Here is a 15,985-nt window from a genome sequence, read left to right on the forward strand (position 1 = left end):
AACGCCGGCCCTCACAGGCTCTCGAGCACCATCGCCCTGACCGCACCGATCCCGTCTTCGTTGCGCTGGTAGAATATCCATTGCTTGATGCGCCTGGAGCGCACCAGACCCGACTGCGACAGCACGCGCATGTGCTCGCTGAGCGTGGCCGGCGTGATGCCGAGCTTGTCGGCGATCAGCAGCGCACAGACGCCGTCCTCGACCAAATCGCCATCCACCTGGCGCGGGAAATGCGCCACCGGATCCTTCAGCCAATCGAGGATTTGCAGCCGGCGCGGATTGGCGAGCGCCTTGAAGATATCAGCCTCTTGCATTTTGGTATTTTGCCAAGTTACTAAATGCTGTCAACTGCAACTTTCCGGAGCGCCCGATGCCTGCCGAGACGCGGATCACCCCTGAACGCATCGCCGAGACGGAGGCGCTGATCAGGCCGCATATAAGGCGCACGCCGGTGCTAGCGGTCGACATGGTCGATTTCGGCCGACCCGCATTTCCGGTGCAACTGAAGCTCGAATGCCTGCAGCATTCAGGTTCCTTCAAGGCGCGTGGCGCCTTCTCCAACCTCTTGCAGCGCGACATTCCAAAGGCTGGCGTGGTCGCCGCCTCGGGAGGCAATCATGGTGCCGCCGTCGCCTATGCCGCCATGCGCCTCGGCATCCCGGCCGCCATCTTCGTGCCCAGCGTCTCGCCCAAGGCCAAGACCGACCGTATCCGCGGCTATGGCGCCGAACTGGTGATCGCCGGCGACCGTTATGCCGATGCCCTTGCCGCCAGCGAGGCCTATGCGGCGAAAACCGGCGCATTGCCCGTGCATGCCTTCGAACAGACCGAGACCATGCTCGGCCAGGGCACGCTCGGTCTCGAGATCGAGCAGGATCTGCCCGACATCGACACGCTTCTGGTCGCCGTTGGCGGCGGCGGCCTGATCGGCGGCATCGCCGCCTGGTTGGCCGGGCGGGTGCGCATCGTCGCCGTCGAGCCGGAAGGCGCACCGACCCTTCACAACGCCTTGGCCGCGCGAGAACCCGTCGATGCGCCGACGGAGGGGGTCGCGGCGGACTCGCTGGCGCCGAAACGGGTCGGCTCGTTGATGTTCCCCGTCGCTCAGGCCTTTGTCGAACGCTCGATCCTGGTCGCCGACGGCGACATCGTCGCTGCGCAGAAGGCGCTTTGGGAGACGGTGCGGGTTGTCGCGGAGCCCGGCGGCGCTGCCGCCTTCGCTGCGTTGCTATCGGGCAAATACGCGCCGGCGCCCGGCGAACGGGTGGCTGTCCTGGTCTGCGGCGCCAACACGACGGCTGTGCAATTCTAAGACTGGATACACCCCGCGTGGACCGGCCGGCGGACGGGTTTATGACCCGCCTTTTCCAGAAGCCGCCTCGCCTTTGCCGTGTTTGCTGCTATGCTCCGGGCTAGCGAAGTCGCACCATTTCGGCCGGCTTCCCGGAAGAGCGGATGACAGAGCAACCCACATCCGGCATTGATCGCAGCCTGGCAGCGCGGCTCGCCGCAAGCAGGCTGGCGACGCGCGCGGTGATGGTCGTCGAACGCGGCTGGCCGCTCATCCTGCCTCTGCTCATCGTCGCGGCGCTGTTCCTGTCCGCCGCCTGGTTCGGCCTGTTCGCACATCTGCCGGACATGGTGCGCTTCGGCCTCGTCGCTTTGTTCGGTATCGCCGCGCTAGCAGCCCTTTATCCGCTGCGCTTCTTCCACCTGCCGACGGCATTGGAAATCGATCGCCGCATCGAAACCGCCAACGCATTGCTGCACAGCCCCCTCAGGGTGCAGGCAGACAAGCCGGGTGGCGCGCCCGGCGCGTTTGCGCAGGCGTTGTGGCGCGAGCATCAGAAACGCATGGCGGCAAAGCTCGGCTCGCTCGGCACCGATCTACCGGCCACCGATGTCGCCCGGCGCGACCCTTGGGCGCTGCGCTCCGTGGCAGCACTTGTGCTCGTCGTGGCGCTGGCTTTTTCCTACGGTCCGTCGGGCGGACGCATCGCCGATGCCTTCAACGCCGCCGGCATGCGCGACGTCGTTCCCTCGCGCATCGACGCCTGGGTGACGCCGCCGGCCTATACCGGAAAGCCGCCGCTCTTCCTGACCGCCGAGGCCAGCCGCCAGAACACCGCCTTCACCGTGCCGCAAGGCAGCGACGTGACGGTGCGCATCACCGGTGGCACCAATGTCGAAACGCTCGCGTATCTGGAAGCATCGGGCAACAGCCGCGACATTGAAGCCGATGCCTCGAAGGAACCCGCTGCTCCGGCTTCGACCGCGCAGCAGGAGCGCCCCGCCGCCCGTCAATTCAACGGCAAGCTTATCGCCGACGGCGCGCTGGTGCTGAAATCCGGCAGTGACGAACTCGACCGCTGGTCCTTTACCGTCACGCCCGACACCGCCCCGCAGATCAGCTTCGCCGGCGAGCCGAAGCGCGCGGTGAACGGCACCACAGAATTGAACTACCAGATCGTCGACGATTACGGCGCGACCTCCGCCCGTGCCGACTTCGCGCTGGCCGACCAGCAGCCGCTCGGCGCACGGCCGCTCTACGGTCCGCCGGAAATGTCGCTGGTGCTGCCGCGACGCGGCGCCAAGAACAATGCGGCCCGCACCACCAAGGATCTGACCGACCATGTCTGGGCAGGCTCGAACATCAAGCTGACGCTGGAAGCGACCGACGGCGCCGGCCAGCTGGCGCGCAGCGAAACCAAGAACTGGGTGATGCCGGAACGGCCCTTCGCCAACCCGCTGGCGCGCGCCGTCATCGAGCAGCGCAGGCTCTTGGCGCTGGACGCTAACACCAGGCCGCGTGTGCTCGAATTGATGGATGCGATCACGCTCCGGCCCGAGGACACGTTCGGTTCGATGACCAACTATCTGGCCTTGATGAGTGCCCGCAGCCGCCTCAAGCTCGCCGCCACCGATGACCAGTTGCGCGGTGTCGTGTCGTATTTGTGGGAGGTCGCGCTCGGCATCGAGGATGGCAGCCTGTCGACGGCCGAGAAGCGATTGCGCCAGGCGCAGCAGGCGTTGCAGGACGCGCTGAAGAATGGCGCCAGCGACGAGGAAATCGACAAGCTGATGAAGGAACTGCGGCAGTCAATGGCCGATTTCATGCGTGAGTTCGCCCAGCGCAACCCGCAAGGCAAGGACGGCCCACTGCCGAACGACGCCCAAGTCCTCAGTGAGAACGACCTCAAGCGCATGATGGACCAGATCGAGAATCTGGCGAAATCCGGTGACCGCGACAAGGCGCAGCAATTGCTGTCCGAGATGCAGGACATGATGAACAACCTGCGCACCGCCCGCCGCCAGGGGCCGAGCCAGCAGGATTCCGAACTGCGCAAGCAGATGGACAAGCTCGGCGAAATCATGCGCCGCCAACAGGAGATGATGAACGACACCTTCCGCATGGACCAGGCGCAGCGCGGCCAGCAAGGACAGGACGACCAGAGCCAGGAGATGCCGGGCGAAGATGGCCAGCAGCGCCAGGGCAACAACGGCACACCTCAGGATGGCGGCCGCGACGGCAAGCCGATGACGCCGCAGGAATTTGCCGATGCGCTCAAGCAGTTACAGGAAGGCCAGGGCAAGCTGAAGGGTGAGCTCGACAAGCTGAACAAGAACCTGGAAGGCCAGGGCATGGAGCCGAACGAAGGTTTCGGCGAGGCCGGCCGGGCGATGGGCGAAGCCGAAAACTCGCTCGGCGGCGGTCAGGGTGGCGCCGCCGTCGGCCAGCAGGGCCGTGCGCTGGAGGCGCTGCGGCGCGGCGCGCAGAACTTGATGCAGCAATTGCAGGCCATGCAGAGTGATGAGGGCGGTGGCCCGATCCACCAGCGCGGCGACGGTCGCGATCCCCTGAACAGGCCGATCCGCGGATCGGAAGGCCCGAACCCCGATCGGTCCGAGGTCAAGGTTCCCGACGAGATCGACATGCAGCGCGCACGCGAGATTATCGATGCGATCCGCAAGCGGCTCGGCAATGCGCTGAGCCCGGAGATCGAGCGCAGCTATCTGGAACGGCTGCTCGATCTCAAATAGGCGAAATGGAAAGCCCGGTCGGGCTGTCGTCTCAGGCTTTCGCGGCGGCGCGAAGCTGCGACAGTCGCTTGGCGGCGGTCGGTGGCATTGGCGGCGGGTTCTTCGAATTGGCTGCCTCGACCAACAGCGCGTCGCAGGCCGCTTCGGTCTCGCCGATCAGCCGGCGCATGAACTCTTCCCTTTCGAGTCCTGGAGGGATCGGCGGCAGGAACTGCGCCTTGATCGTGCCCGGATAGCGCAGGAATTTGCGGCGCGGCCAGTAAAGGCCGGCGACATGGGCGACAGGCACCACCGGCACGCCGAGCTGCGAATAGAGTTCGACGATACCATATTTGTAGGCCGGTTCATCGCCCGGCGCCCGGCGCGTCCCCTCGGGATAGATGATGAGCTGGCGCGGATTGCGTGACAGTTCCGCATTGGTGGCCGCGATGACCGCTTTCAACGCCTTGGAGCGGCTGCCGCGGTTAACCGGGATCATGCGCATCTTCATGATGTACCAGCCGAAGAACGGGATCCAGGTGAGCTCGCGCTTCAGGATGTAGAGCGGGTCCTTCAGATACGGAAAGAAGGCAATGGCGTCCCAGAAGGACTGGTGCTTCGGCGCCAGGATGAAGGAGCCCTCGGGTAGATTTTCCGTACCGGTGATCTGGCTGTCCGTGCCGGCGATCACCTTGTAGAGCCACATCGACGAGCGCGACCAGAACTTCGGCACGAGCCAGGCCCGGCGGCGCGACGACAGGAAATAATAAGGCGTCCACACGATCATCTGGACGATCAGGCTGACATAGAAGGCGAGGTTGAACGCCAGCGAGCGAATATAGAGCATGCGGAGAGTCCGGTGAGGAAGCCTGTTGGTTACACCATGCTTGGGCAAAATGGAAATGACGCCGGTAACTCGATTTTGCCAGCGAATTCGACGCCATTCGATCCCGGAACGCGGCGAAGTCGCTGATATGTATCAGATGCCGAGACCCGCCAGTCGGGCCCTCAGCCGTGGCGCGGCGAAGTCCAGGAAGGCGCGCAGCTTCAACGGCAGCAGGCCCTGTCCGGCATGGACGAGACTGACCGGCCAGGGTGCCGGTTCAAAATCCTCCAGCACCAGCCTGAGCGTGCCGGTCCGCACCGCCTCGGCGACCTGGTAGGACAACACGCGCACCAGGCCGACACCGGCCACGGCCGCATCGATGGCGGCTTCGGCGGTGTTGACCTTCAGCCTCGACCGCACGGGAACCGAGCTTTCCACTCGCCTCTCGGCAAAGGTCCAGGCGGCGGGAAGCGCCAACCCCTCGAAGGTGACGCATTGATGGGCAGCTAGGCCTGCAGGCGTCGCAGGCACGCCATGAGCATCGAGATAGGCAGGGCTCGCGCAAACCACACGGCGAATGGTACCGACCCGTGTTGCGACCATGCTGGAATCCGGCAGGTTGCCGATGCGCACGGCCAGATCGATATGTTCCTCCATCAGGCGCCGCAGCGTGTCGGATTGGCTAAGCCGCACATCGACTTCCGGATAGGCGCTGAGGAAATCAGCGATCACCGGCAGCACATGCAGGCGCCCGAACACGATCGGCGCTGTCACGGCAAGCTCGCCGCGGGCGGCGCTGTATTCGCCCGCCGCCGCCTGCTCAGCTTCCTCGATGTCCTGCAGGATGCGCCGGCATGCGGCGAGATAGGAGCGCCCCACATCGGTCGGCTCCAACCGGCGCGTCGAGCGATTGAGCAGCCTGGTGCCGAGGTGCTTCTCGAGATCCGAGATTCGTCGGCTGACAGTGGCCAAGGGCATGCCAAGACTGCGGCCGGCGGCCGACAGGCTACCGGCCTCGACCACGGCGACAAACAGCGACATCGAGTTGAGGCGATCCATCATTATTCCAATATTCGGAACAATATCTCTCAACAATGCCACCTACTTCTGCATTGTGAAAGACCCCAGCTTCGTGCTGATCTCCCCGAGCCGCGCGTTGCTCGTTTCGCCAAGGCTGGCGTTGCGTGGCGAAAGGGCCGAAAGACTGACGAGGCACCCACGATGGCCACCCCGCATATCTATGCAAGCGACGTTGCCTTCACACCGACGGTGAAGGCGATACAGGCCCGCAAGGGTTCGCGACAAGCTTATGCCCGCTCCGAGGAGCGTGGCTGGCAGCAGGACATCTCGCCTGATCTGGCGGCCTTCATCGCCGCGCAGACCAGCGTCTTCCTGGCCACGGCCAATGCCGAGGGCCAACCTTATATCCAGCATCGCGGCGGGCCGGCCGGCTTCCTGAACGTGCTCGACCGGCGCACCATCGGCTTCGCCGACTTCTCCGGCAACCGCCAGTTCATCTCGCAAGGCAATCTGGCCGACAACAACAGGGCCTTCCTGTTCCTCATCGACTACATGCTGCGGCAGCGCATCAAGATCTGGGGCGAGGCGCGGGTTGTCGAAAACGATCCGGACCTGCTCGCCCGCCTGATGCCGGAAGGCTACAAGGCGCGGCCCGAACAGGTCATCCTGTTCACCGTCTCGGCCTGGGACGCGAACTGCCCGCAACACATCCCGCAGCGTTTCGAGGCTGCGGACGTTGCCGCAATCCTGTCCGAACGGGACAAGCGCATTGCCACGCTGGAAGCCGAGATCGTCAAGCTGCGTGCAATGAACCGGACCGGTTGACCGGCTGCGCCCGGCGGGAAGTGCCCTAGTCGCCCCCGTGGCTGGCGAAGGCTGGCCTGATCGGCAGCACGATGCGGCCGAGCGCCAGCAGATATTTGTTGTATTCGGTGAACAGCACCCTGAATGCGCCTGGCTTGGTCAACCAGCCGCCATTGTCGAGGCTGCTGTTGACCACAGGGTAAGGCACCAGCCGCGCGTTGCGCAGCAGGCGGCCCATCTCCAAAAGGCTGCGCGGCATGTGATAGTTGTTGGTGACCAGAATGACGCTGCTATAGCCGTGGCTGCGCACCCATTTGGCGCTTTCCTCGGCATTGCCGATCGTGTCGAGCGCGGCGCGGTCGATGTCGACGCAACAGGCGAAGAGCTTGGTGTCGCCTCCGGTCGCCTTCTGCAACTGCTTGCGGCTGGCGGTCGGATGCACGCCGCTGATCAAAAGCCGCGCCCCCTTGCCCGTTTCCAGAAGCTCCATCGCCGCGTCCAGCCGGGACTGGCCGCCGGTAAGCACGATGATGGCGTCGGCCGGCTCCGGATCGGCCGGTGTGGAGAGGCGGCTGACATGCCCGGCGAACCAGCCGAAGCCCACAAGATACAAGGCGAGGCCAATGAGGATCACGAAACCCGTGTAGCGCGCCGCTCGCCGCAGCCGGGAGGCACCGCGCGGCACAGACATAGTGCCCCGCGCGGCCTCGGCCGTGTCGGCAGAATCGCGGCTTTTCATGGCGTCATGATTAACGGCGAATTGCGGCCTTTGGTAGGAGAAAGCACGCTCCGAAGGCGAGGGACAATTCATGGTTGGATAGGGGTTTCGCATCGCGACGTCACCCGCCCTTTTTCAGCCGCCGTCGGTCTGGCGCGTATCGAGATCGCTGAGATAGGCGATCACCGTGGCATGCGATGTCGCGGCCGTCAGCACGCCGATGACCAACACCATCAGCACCACGCCGAGATAGCCGGCCCAACCGATCGCGAAACTGCCGAACAGCGCCACCGCCTGGTCGGCCTGGGGCGTTGCCATATTATGCGACGTCCACCACGAAAACACCAGGAAGACGACGACCGCCGCGGCGCCGCCGGCGGCCGCGCCTTTCATGCCGGTGATGAGGAATTGCTGGCGGAACTGCCGGGCGATGAAGCGCGCCTCGGCGCCGACGAAATGCAGCACCTCGATGATATGGCCGTTGCCGGCCATGGCACCGCGCGTGGCGAACACCACCGTCAGCACTGTGGCCGATAGCATCAGCACCAGCACCATCATGCCGATGGTCACCGTCGTGCGCGCCATGGCGACCAGCCGGTCGACCCAGGTGCGGTGATCGTCCAGTGAAGCGCTGGCTATCTTTGCGGCAAGCGCCGTGCGCATGGCGGCGAAATCGGGCGGGCTGTTCTCGTCGATGGTGACGACGACGAGGCGCGGCACTGGCAGTTCGTCGATGTTCAAGCCGGTGCCCAGCCATGGTGCCAAGAGCCGCGCGGTGGCGTCGCGATCGACGATGCTGGTGCCCTTGACGCCCGGGAACCCGCCGGCGATCTCGGCGGCGGCAGCCAGTGCTGCTTCCATGTCCAGCCCTTCCACCGGCTTGATCTGGACCGTCGCCTCGCGCGAGATCTGGTTCTCCCAGACGACAGCGGTGCTGCGCACCAGCGTCACCGCGCCGAAGGTCAGGCAGGACAGGAAGGTCATGATGGCGATGACGAACACCAGCGCGCGCCCGGCGATGTTCTGCGCCGGCACGATCGGCGCCATCTTGCGCTGCACGCGCGGCCGCGTCTCGGTGTAGCGGACGTCGTCGACGTCTTCTTCGTGATCGGCGGCCATCTCAGTCATAGATGTCCAGCCTTCCTCCGGCCAGGATGAGGCGGCGGGCGTCGACCTGGTCCATCAGGCCGAGATCGTGGGTGGCGATGACCACGGCGGTGCCGAGCCGGTTGAGTTCGATGAACAACCGGAGCAGCCGCCGCGCCAGTTGCGGGTCGACATTGCCGGTCGGCTCGTCAGCGAGCAGGATCTGCGGCTGCTCGATCAGCGCGCGCGCGATCGCCGCGCGCTGCTTCTCGCCGCCCGACAGCACCGGCGGCAGCACATGCATGCGGTCGCCCAATCCGACCCATTTCAAGAGTTCGACGACATCGGTGCGGTAACTCGCCTCTTCGCGGCCGCGAACGCGCAGCGGCAACGCCACGTTCTCATAGGTCGTCATATGGTCGAGCAGGCGGAAATCCTGAAAGACGACGCCGATGCGGCGGCGCAGATGCGGCAGTTCCTCGCGCGTGATGCGCGCCCGATCCTTGCCGAAGACGGTGATCAGGCCGCGCGTCGGCTTCAGCGACAGGAACAAGAGGCGCAGCAGCGTCGTCTTGCCGGCGCCCGAAGGCCCGCTGAGGAACTGGAAGGAGCGCTCCGGAACATGCAGGGTGATGTCACGGAGAATCTCCGGACCCATCCCATAGCGGAGGCCGACATTTTCGAAGCGGATCACGTGCGGCGACCTGGAACTTTCATTGGCGGCAGTCCGCCCGTCTCTACGAAACGACCATCGACCGGCATGGTTAACCGCCGGTTAAATTTCGGCGCCAATGGCGGCTGTAAAACGATTCCGGTTGTGAAGCATTAACCATTTTTGTCTATCGCATGGAAACAGACGGCGAACAGAGGCGACCGAGGAGCAGGATGGTCGATCGCGGCAGGGCACGCCCGGTTTCCGGCGAAATCATGACCGCGTCAACGGCGGCCCATGATGGCTTCGCCGCGACCGCCGACGTGATCGATGCCGAATTCATCGTGCTGCCCTCCGATGCTGGCATCTCCGCCGAACGAAACCCGCAACCGGCCGCCGCGCCAATGCTCGAAACTGTGCCGTCCCTCGACGGCATGGGCATGCTGCGCCAGACGGTGGCAACCCCGCAAAAAGAGGCTTCGGGCCGGGGCGGTCCGCTGTTCTGGAGCCTCGGCGTCGCGGTCACCTTCGCCGCCTTCTGGATTTCCGGAGGGCACGCGCTGTTTCGCCAGACCACGCTGTTTGGCGCCAGCGATCCGATGACGGCGCTGAGCATTTCCGGCGTCACCTCGCGCGTCGACAGCACCGGCCTCAAGCCGTTGCTGATGGTTGACGGCGAGGCCGGCAATGACGGCGATCAGGCGGCGGCCCTGCCGCCGCTCGAGATCCGCGTCACCGGCAATGATGGGCACATCACCCGCTATGGGCTGGGGACATCCGGCCGCGCATTGGCACCAGGCGAAAGATTTGCCTTTTCCAGCCGGCTCGACGTGCCTAGAAACGGGGTAACGGCCGTCTCGGTCACCTTCGCGCAATAGCGGGCGCGGCCTCGGCCGATCCCGGACGCGCTCCCCAGGAAAGGCTTTCCATGCCAGTTGTGCGCGGCAAGAACATCGAGGTCCTGTTTTCAGCGTCGGCGATCGCCCGGCGCAATCTGGAGCTCGCCAAGGAAATCGCGGCGCACGACTACCACGACCTTTTGGTCATCTCGGTGCTCAAAGGGTCCTTCATCTTCGCCGCCGACCTGATCCGCGCCATGCACGATGCGGGCCTGTCGCCGGAGGTCGAGTTCATCTTCATTTCCAGCTACGGCGCCGGAACGGAGAGCGGCGAAGTGCGTGTGCTGCGCGACATCGACAACGAAGTCGCGGGCCGCGACGTGCTGTTGATCGACGACATATTGGAATCCGGCAAGACTTTGAAATTCGCCCGCGAGCTGATGCTGTCGCGTGGCGCCAGGAGCTGTTCGATCGCCGTGCTGCTCGACAAGCGCATGCGCCGCAAGACCGATCTCGACGCCGACTATGTCGGCTTCGATTGCCCCGACTATTTCGTCGTTGGCTATGGCATGGATGTCGGCCATGCCTTCCGCGAACTGCCCTTCGTCGGCGTCGTCAAGGACGAAACCTGACGCCTTTCCACAGCCATCGCTAAAATAGCCTGGCGCCGTTTCGGTCTTTCAGGAAACGTCAACACTTGCCGGGCAAAACCTTGCCCATGGCAAAGCTCCTGATCGTCGAGGACGATGAATCCGTCCGCACTCTCGCCGCCCGCGCACTCGAACGCGCAGGCCACAGCATCGACGTTGCCGCCGACGGCGCGCAGGGGCTGGAAACGATCCGCGCCGCCAATGGCAACTACGACCTGATCGTCTCCGACATCCGTATGCCGGAGATGGACGGCATCGAGATGGCCAAGGCGGCCGCAGCCAATTTCCCGGCGCTCAAGATCATGCTGGTGACCGGTTATGCCGACCAGCGCGAACGGGCCGACGAATTGAACGGTATTATCCTCGACGTCGTGCAGAAGCCGTTCACGCTGGCCGAAATCCGCGACCGCGTCGGCCGCGCTTTGGCGGCCTGACCGGCCCCTCTCTCCAAAGACAGGTTTCCGGAAAACGGGCTTCTAGCCGCTCGCCTTGTCGAGTTCCTCGATGTCGGTCGCGGTCAACACCAACGAGGCCGACCGGACAAGGCTTGCCATCTGCTCGGGCGTAGTTGCGCTGGCAATCGGTGCGGTAACGCCAGGCCGGGCGATGACCCAGGCAAGTGCTACTTCCGCCGGCCTGGCCGAATGGCGCGCGGCCACCGCGTCGAGCGCCGCCAGGATGCGCATGCCGCGCTTGTTGAGGTAGGCGCCCACATCCTCGCCGCGCGCGCTTTTGCCGAGATCCGCCTTGCCGCGGTATTTCCCGGACAGGAACCCCTTCGCCAGGCTGAAATAGGTGATGACGCCGAGCCTCTCGGCCATGCACAGGTCGCGCAACGGACCGTCATAGGAAGCCCGGTCGTAGAGATTGTATTCCGGCTGCAGCACCTCGTAGCGCGGCAGGTCGCGCAGCCTGGCGACGTCGAGCGCAGCGCGCAGTTGCCCGGCGTCGAGGTTGGAGCAGCCGATATGGCGCACCTTGCCTTTGGCGAGCAGCTTTTGATAGGCGCCGAGCGTTTCCTCGTAGGGTACCGTCGGGTCCGGCCAGTGCGACAGGTAAAGATCGATGACGTCGGTCTGCAGCCGCCTCAGCGAGGCTTCGACCGCCCGCTCGATATGCGCGGCCGACAGGTCCTTCTTGCCCTGGCCCATGTCGGAGCCGACCTTGGTGATGACGATCACCCTGTCGCGGTTGCCGCGCGCTTTCATCCACTTGCCGATGATCGTCTCCGATTCGCCGCCCTTGTTGCCGGGCACCCAGCGCGAATAGGCGTCGGCGGTATCGATGGTGTTCAGGCCACCGTCCACGAAACGGTCGAGCAGGTCGAAGGAGGTTTTTTCGTCGGCGGTCCAGCCGAAGACGTTGCCACCCAGCACGAGCGGCGCGATTTCGAGGTCGGTTCGACCGAGCATACGTTTCTGCAAGATTATTCTCCCTGACAGCAGCGGCCCGCTGGTTCCCGGCTACAACCTAGGTCTTGTGGCTACCCGTTCAATGGGGCCGGCGTGTTTTCAACCGGAGCGATCAGCCGCGCGACCGTTTCCAGCCAGTGGTCGCGAATGCCGAGTGCTTCGAGATGCCGGACGGTGTTGAAGACATAGTCTTCGTTGACGCCGGACTGGCCGGCCGCACCGCGCACCACGGCCGCCGCCTCGGCCTCGGCCAGCGCGCCGGCATATTGTTCGTGGCCCCGGTCGGCGACATAGGTGACCGCATCGACGGTCCTGCCATCTTCCAGCGCAAGGCGCACCCAACGCTCAAGATAGACATGCGTGACCAGTTCGCGCTCACGCAGATAGCCGATCACCTCGTCGCGCAGCTCGCCGGGCACCCTGAAGGCAAGGCCGATGCAGGAACCGCCGCGATCGAGGCCGAGCACAAGACCCGGTCGTTCACGCGTGCCGCGATGCACGAAGGAATAGACGCAAAGCGAACGGCGATAGCCGTAAAGCCGCGCCCGCCGCGTCTCGACATGCGCAAAACCGGGACGCCAGATCAGCGAACCATAGCCAAAAACCCAAAAATCGCCCATATCGCCAAGCCTGTATGCGGATATTGCCATCCGCACGTTTCATTTCGACCGGGATGGTTCCCTTTCCGGTTCTTCATGCGTTATCGAGGGCCACGGCATGACGTCAAGCGACCAGACCAAGCCAAAGCGTCGGCGCTGGCCGATCCGGCTGATCATTTTGTTGCTGGTGCTGTTCGGGCTCTACAGCGCCGGCTGGTTCTGGCTGGCCGCGCGCGTCAAGAGCGAGGCCGGCAACGCGGTTGCCGCGCTCGCCGCCAAGGGCGCCAACGCCGACTGCTCCAACCTGACCGTCAGCGGCTACCCGCTGCGCTTCGTCGTCACCTGCGACGCGCTGGCCTATCAGGATGATTCCAGGAACGTGGCGGCCGCGTCCGGCGGCGTGGTGGCCGCGGCAAGTCTGCTACGGCCACTGGTTCCGAACGCCGAGCTGGACGGTCCGCTACGGACTTCGGTGCCTGGCATGCTACCGCTATGGATCGACTGGGACAGCCTTCAGGCCAGCACCCATCTTTGGTGGCCGCTGCCGAGCAAGGTTTCGCTCGCCGCCGAAGGTTTCAACGGCCAGACGGACCCGGCCGACGAGACCGACCCGGTGCAACTCTTCAGCGTCGGCCAGCTCGCGCTGGATGCCAGCCCCGCCGGTCAGGACATCGTGCTGAACCACGCCTTCACCGACCTTGAGATCGACGCGCATACCATCGGCGGCCGCGTGCTGCCGCCCTTCGACGGCAAGGGCGACATGACTGTGAAGAACGGCGTTGCGCTGATCGCCACGCCGCCGAAGAGCCTGCGCGGCCAGTCGGTCGATATCCGCAATCTCGAACTGTCTTCGGGCGAGGCCCGTATCGCCTTGTCGGGCCCGCTTTCGGTGGATGCCGACGGGCTGATCGACGCCACCCTCAACATCAAGCTGCAGAACCCGAAGGCGGTCGCGGGCATCCTGGCCACCGCCATTCCCGAGCAGGCCAACCAGATCCAGCAGGGCTTCGCCGCTTTGTCGATGCTGGGCAACGAACCGGCCATGCCGCTGAAAGTGGTGAAGGGCCGTGCTTCGCTGGGTTTCATCCCGCTCGGGATGATCAAGCCTGTCGAATAGGTCGTCGGCAGTCGGCAGTCGAAACTGCTCACTCGTAGCTTAGCAATCGCAAGACAGGCTGCCGGATGCGCTGCCACTATTCCGCGACTGCCGACTGCCGACTGCCGCCTTCCTCACTTCTTCTCCGGATGCTCCACCACCTGGCGTCCGAAGTCGGGCACGTCGATGTCCTGGCCGGCCTGGATGATCGAGCGGCGGATGGCGCGGGTGCGCGTGAACAGGTCGAACAGCTTGTCGCCGTCGCCCCAGCGGATCGCCCGCTGCAGCGAGGACAGGTCCTCCGAAAAGCGCGCCAGCATTTCCAGGATCGCGTCCTTGTTGTGCAGGCACACGTCCCGCCACATGGTCGGGTCCGACGCGGCAAGGCGGGTGAAGTCGCGGAAACCGGAAGCCGAATATTTGATGACCTCGGACTTGGTCACATTGGCCAGGTCGTCGGCGGTGCCGACGATGTTGTAGGCGATGATGTGCGGTAGGTGCGAGACGATCGCCAGCGTCATGTCGTGATGCTCGGGCGTCATCGTATCGATGTTCGAGCCGCAGCGGCGCCAGAACGTCGACAATTTCTCCAGCGCCAAGGGGTCCGTGTCCGGCAACGGCGTGAAGATGCACCAGCGGTTGTCGAACAGATCCGGGAAGCCGGCATCCGGGCCGGAATTCTCGGTACCGGCCAGAGGATGGCCGGGAATGAAGTGCACGCCCTCCGGCACGAAGGGCGACATCTGCGCGACCACCGACTGCTTGGTCGAGCCGACATCGGTGAGGATCGCCCCCTTCTTCAGCGCCGGTGCGATCTCTTCGGCGACGGTGCCGGAAGCGCCGACCGGCACCGACACGATGATGAGATCGGCGTCGCGCACGGCCGTCCTGGCGTCGGTGCTGTAGCTGTCGCCGAGCTGAAGGTTCTCGGCCCGCTTCAATGTTTCGGGGCGGCGGGTGGAGATGGCGATGTGGCGGGCAAGGCCCTCGCGGCGGATGACGCGCGCCAGCGAGGAACCGATCAGGCCGATGCCGATCAGTGCGATCTTTTCAAACAGGGGTTCGGACATATCTCTAGCTTTTCAGGAATGCGGCGAGTGCGGCGACCACACCGCGATTGGCTTCTTCGGTTCCGATCGACATCCGCAGCGCGTTGGGAAAACCGTAGCCGGCAACGCGCCGCAGGATATAGCCTCGCTCGCTCAGATAATCGTCCGCCGCCGCCGCCGAATGTTTCGCGTCGTCGGGAAAATGGATCAGGATGAAATTGCCGACGCTCGGCGTCACGCGCAGGCCGAGCCCGGTGAATTCCTCCGAAAGCCAGCGCAGCCACGTTTCGTTGTGCGCGACGCTTTTCTCGATATGGGCTCGGTCGCGGATGGTCGCGATACCTGCCTCTATGGCCACGGCATTGACGTTGAACGGCCCGCGCACGCGGTTGATCGCGTCGACGATCTCCAGCGGCCCGTACATCCAGCCGACGCGCGCGCCACCAAGCCCGATCTTCGAGAAAGTTCTGGTCATCACCACGTTGCGGCTGGACGCCACCAGTTCGATCCCCGCTTCATAGTCGTTGCGGCGGACATATTCGGCATAGGCCGCGTCGAGCACGAGCAGGATGTTCTTCGGCAGCCCCGCATGCAGCCGCCGCACCTCGTCGAACGGCAGATAGGTGCCGGTCGGGTTGTTGGGATTGGCAAGGAAGATGATCTTGGTGCGCGGCGTCACCGCCGCCAGAATGGCGTCGACATCGGCGCGCTCATCGGTTTCCTTGACTACCACGGGGGTAGCGCCGGCCGCCTTGATATAGATCTTGTAGACCATGAAGGCGTGTTCGGTGAAAATCGCCTCGTCGTCCGGCGTTAGGTAGATCTGCGAAAGCAGCCCGAGGATCTCGTCGGAGCCGTTCGAGCAGACGATGTTGGCCGCATTCAATCCATACGTTTCGGCAATGGCCTCGCGCAGCCGCTTGGCCGAGCCGTCGGGATAGATGTCGAGCTTCGCCGCCACCTCACGCGCCGCCTCGATCGCCTTGGGCGACGGTCCGAGCGGGTTTTCGTTGGACGAGAGTTTATGAACCTTGGCAACGCCATGCGCGGTGCTCTTGCCGGGCACATAGGCCTCGATATCCATGATGCCGGCGCGGGGCTGAGGGCGAAGCGGGTCGTTTGCCTTGGTCATATCGAAAATCCGTGAAGTGCGCCTCCGGCCGGAGGCCATGGCGGAAATACCGTCCGCACTGCGGAATGTCGAGGAAAACCGG

The 15,985-nt window shown here is 64.6% G+C and carries 17 protein-coding genes; 7 read left to right on the plus strand and 10 right to left on the minus strand.

Annotation, left to right across the window (positions count from 1 at the left end; genetic code table 11):
- Nucleotides 1–11: 11 nt before the first annotated feature.
- Nucleotides 12–314 (minus strand): ArsR/SmtB family transcription factor, encoded by a 303-nt coding sequence (locus AB4136_RS22135; RefSeq protein WP_024922804.1) that lies wholly within the window; start codon nucleotides 312–314, stop codon nucleotides 12–14.
- Between the two features lie 56 nt (nucleotides 315–370).
- Between AB4136_RS22135 and AB4136_RS22140 the strand changes: the two genes are divergently transcribed.
- Nucleotides 371–1,312 carry a threonine/serine dehydratase gene (locus tag AB4136_RS22140; protein ID WP_024922805.1) on the plus strand — a complete coding sequence of 314 codons (942 nt, stop codon included), beginning with the start codon at nucleotides 371–373 and terminating at the stop codon, nucleotides 1,310–1,312.
- Nucleotides 1,313–1,455: 143 nt separating this feature from the next.
- Entirely contained in the window at nucleotides 1,456–4,041 is a 2,586-nt protein-coding gene (locus tag AB4136_RS22145; RefSeq protein WP_024922806.1) for a TIGR02302 family protein, read from the plus strand.
- 31 nt (nucleotides 4,042–4,072) lie between these two features.
- Here the strand turns inward: AB4136_RS22145 and AB4136_RS22150 are convergent, their stop codons facing one another.
- Both AB4136_RS22150 and AB4136_RS22155 read right to left on the minus strand, forming a co-directional pair.
- Entirely contained in the window at nucleotides 4,073–4,867 is a 795-nt protein-coding gene (locus AB4136_RS22150; RefSeq protein ID WP_024922807.1) for a lysophospholipid acyltransferase family protein, read from the minus strand.
- A gap of 132 nt (nucleotides 4,868–4,999) precedes the next feature.
- The gene (locus tag AB4136_RS22155; protein WP_024922808.1) at nucleotides 5,000–5,905 is read right to left on the minus strand and encodes a LysR family transcriptional regulator; all 906 of its coding nucleotides are present in this window, start codon (nucleotides 5,903–5,905) and stop codon (nucleotides 5,000–5,002) included.
- Between the two features lie 162 nt (nucleotides 5,906–6,067).
- Here AB4136_RS22155 and AB4136_RS22160 point away from each other — a divergent pair, with 162 nt between their 5' ends.
- On the plus strand, nucleotides 6,068–6,691 hold the full coding sequence (locus tag AB4136_RS22160) for a pyridoxamine 5'-phosphate oxidase family protein (protein ID WP_024922809.1): 624 nt from the start codon (nucleotides 6,068–6,070) through the stop codon (nucleotides 6,689–6,691).
- A 25-nt stretch (nucleotides 6,692–6,716) separates the two neighbouring features.
- On the opposite strand, the gene AB4136_RS22165 is transcribed toward AB4136_RS22160, so the two are convergent.
- The 3 genes from AB4136_RS22165 to ftsE all read right to left on the minus strand — a co-directional run bounded on the left by AB4136_RS22165 (nucleotide 6,717) and on the right by ftsE (nucleotide 9,168).
- On the minus strand, nucleotides 6,717–7,409 hold the full coding sequence (locus tag AB4136_RS22165; RefSeq protein WP_024922810.1) for a YdcF family protein: 693 nt from the start codon (nucleotides 7,407–7,409) through the stop codon (nucleotides 6,717–6,719).
- A 114-nt stretch (nucleotides 7,410–7,523) separates the two neighbouring features.
- On the minus strand, nucleotides 7,524–8,507 hold the full coding sequence (locus tag AB4136_RS22170; protein ID WP_373426405.1) for a cell division protein FtsX: 984 nt from the start codon (nucleotides 8,505–8,507) through the stop codon (nucleotides 7,524–7,526).
- Nucleotide 8,508: 1 nt separating this feature from the next.
- Nucleotides 8,509–9,168: a cell division ATP-binding protein FtsE gene (gene ftsE / locus AB4136_RS22175; RefSeq protein ID WP_024922812.1), complete on the minus strand. Its 660-nt coding sequence runs from the start codon at nucleotides 9,166–9,168 to the stop codon at nucleotides 8,509–8,511.
- A gap of 233 nt (nucleotides 9,169–9,401) precedes the next feature.
- On the opposite strand from ftsE, the gene AB4136_RS22180 reads away from it, so the two are divergent.
- From AB4136_RS22180 to AB4136_RS22190, 3 genes are all read left to right on the plus strand, one after another.
- Complete coding sequence (locus tag AB4136_RS22180) at nucleotides 9,402–10,004, plus strand: hypothetical protein (protein WP_244431192.1); 603 nt, start codon at nucleotides 9,402–9,404, stop codon at nucleotides 10,002–10,004.
- 50 nt (nucleotides 10,005–10,054) lie between these two features.
- Complete coding sequence (hpt, locus tag AB4136_RS22185) at nucleotides 10,055–10,597, plus strand: hypoxanthine phosphoribosyltransferase (protein ID WP_024922814.1); 543 nt, start codon at nucleotides 10,055–10,057, stop codon at nucleotides 10,595–10,597.
- 86 nt (nucleotides 10,598–10,683) lie between these two features.
- On the plus strand, nucleotides 10,684–11,049 hold the full coding sequence (locus AB4136_RS22190; RefSeq protein WP_024922815.1) for a response regulator: 366 nt from the start codon (nucleotides 10,684–10,686) through the stop codon (nucleotides 11,047–11,049).
- Between the two features lie 42 nt (nucleotides 11,050–11,091).
- On the opposite strand, the gene AB4136_RS22195 is transcribed toward AB4136_RS22190, so the two are convergent.
- A complete protein-coding gene (locus AB4136_RS22195) occupies nucleotides 11,092–12,039 on the minus strand; it encodes an aldo/keto reductase (protein ID WP_024922816.1) in 948 nt (315 codons plus the stop codon).
- 59 nt (nucleotides 12,040–12,098) lie between these two features.
- The gene (locus AB4136_RS22200) at nucleotides 12,099–12,647 is read right to left on the minus strand and encodes a gamma-glutamylcyclotransferase (RefSeq protein WP_024922817.1); all 549 of its coding nucleotides are present in this window, start codon (nucleotides 12,645–12,647) and stop codon (nucleotides 12,099–12,101) included.
- Between the two features lie 97 nt (nucleotides 12,648–12,744).
- Between AB4136_RS22200 and AB4136_RS22205 the strand changes: the two genes are divergently transcribed.
- A complete protein-coding gene (locus AB4136_RS22205; RefSeq protein ID WP_024922818.1) occupies nucleotides 12,745–13,743 on the plus strand; it encodes a DUF2125 domain-containing protein in 999 nt (332 codons plus the stop codon).
- A 113-nt stretch (nucleotides 13,744–13,856) separates the two neighbouring features.
- Here the strand turns inward: AB4136_RS22205 and AB4136_RS22210 are convergent, their stop codons facing one another.
- The gene (locus AB4136_RS22210) at nucleotides 13,857–14,792 is read right to left on the minus strand and encodes a prephenate/arogenate dehydrogenase family protein (protein WP_024922819.1); all 936 of its coding nucleotides are present in this window, start codon (nucleotides 14,790–14,792) and stop codon (nucleotides 13,857–13,859) included.
- A gap of 4 nt (nucleotides 14,793–14,796) precedes the next feature.
- Nucleotides 14,797–15,903 carry a histidinol-phosphate transaminase gene (gene hisC, locus AB4136_RS22215; RefSeq protein ID WP_024922820.1) on the minus strand — a complete coding sequence of 369 codons (1,107 nt, stop codon included), beginning with the start codon at nucleotides 15,901–15,903 and terminating at the stop codon, nucleotides 14,797–14,799.
- Nucleotides 15,904–15,985 lie beyond the last annotated feature (82 nt).

The organism is Mesorhizobium sp. 2RAF21 (genome assembly GCF_052115345.1).
GTDB classification, from domain to species: Bacteria; Pseudomonadota; Alphaproteobacteria; order Rhizobiales; family Rhizobiaceae; genus Mesorhizobium; species Mesorhizobium terrae.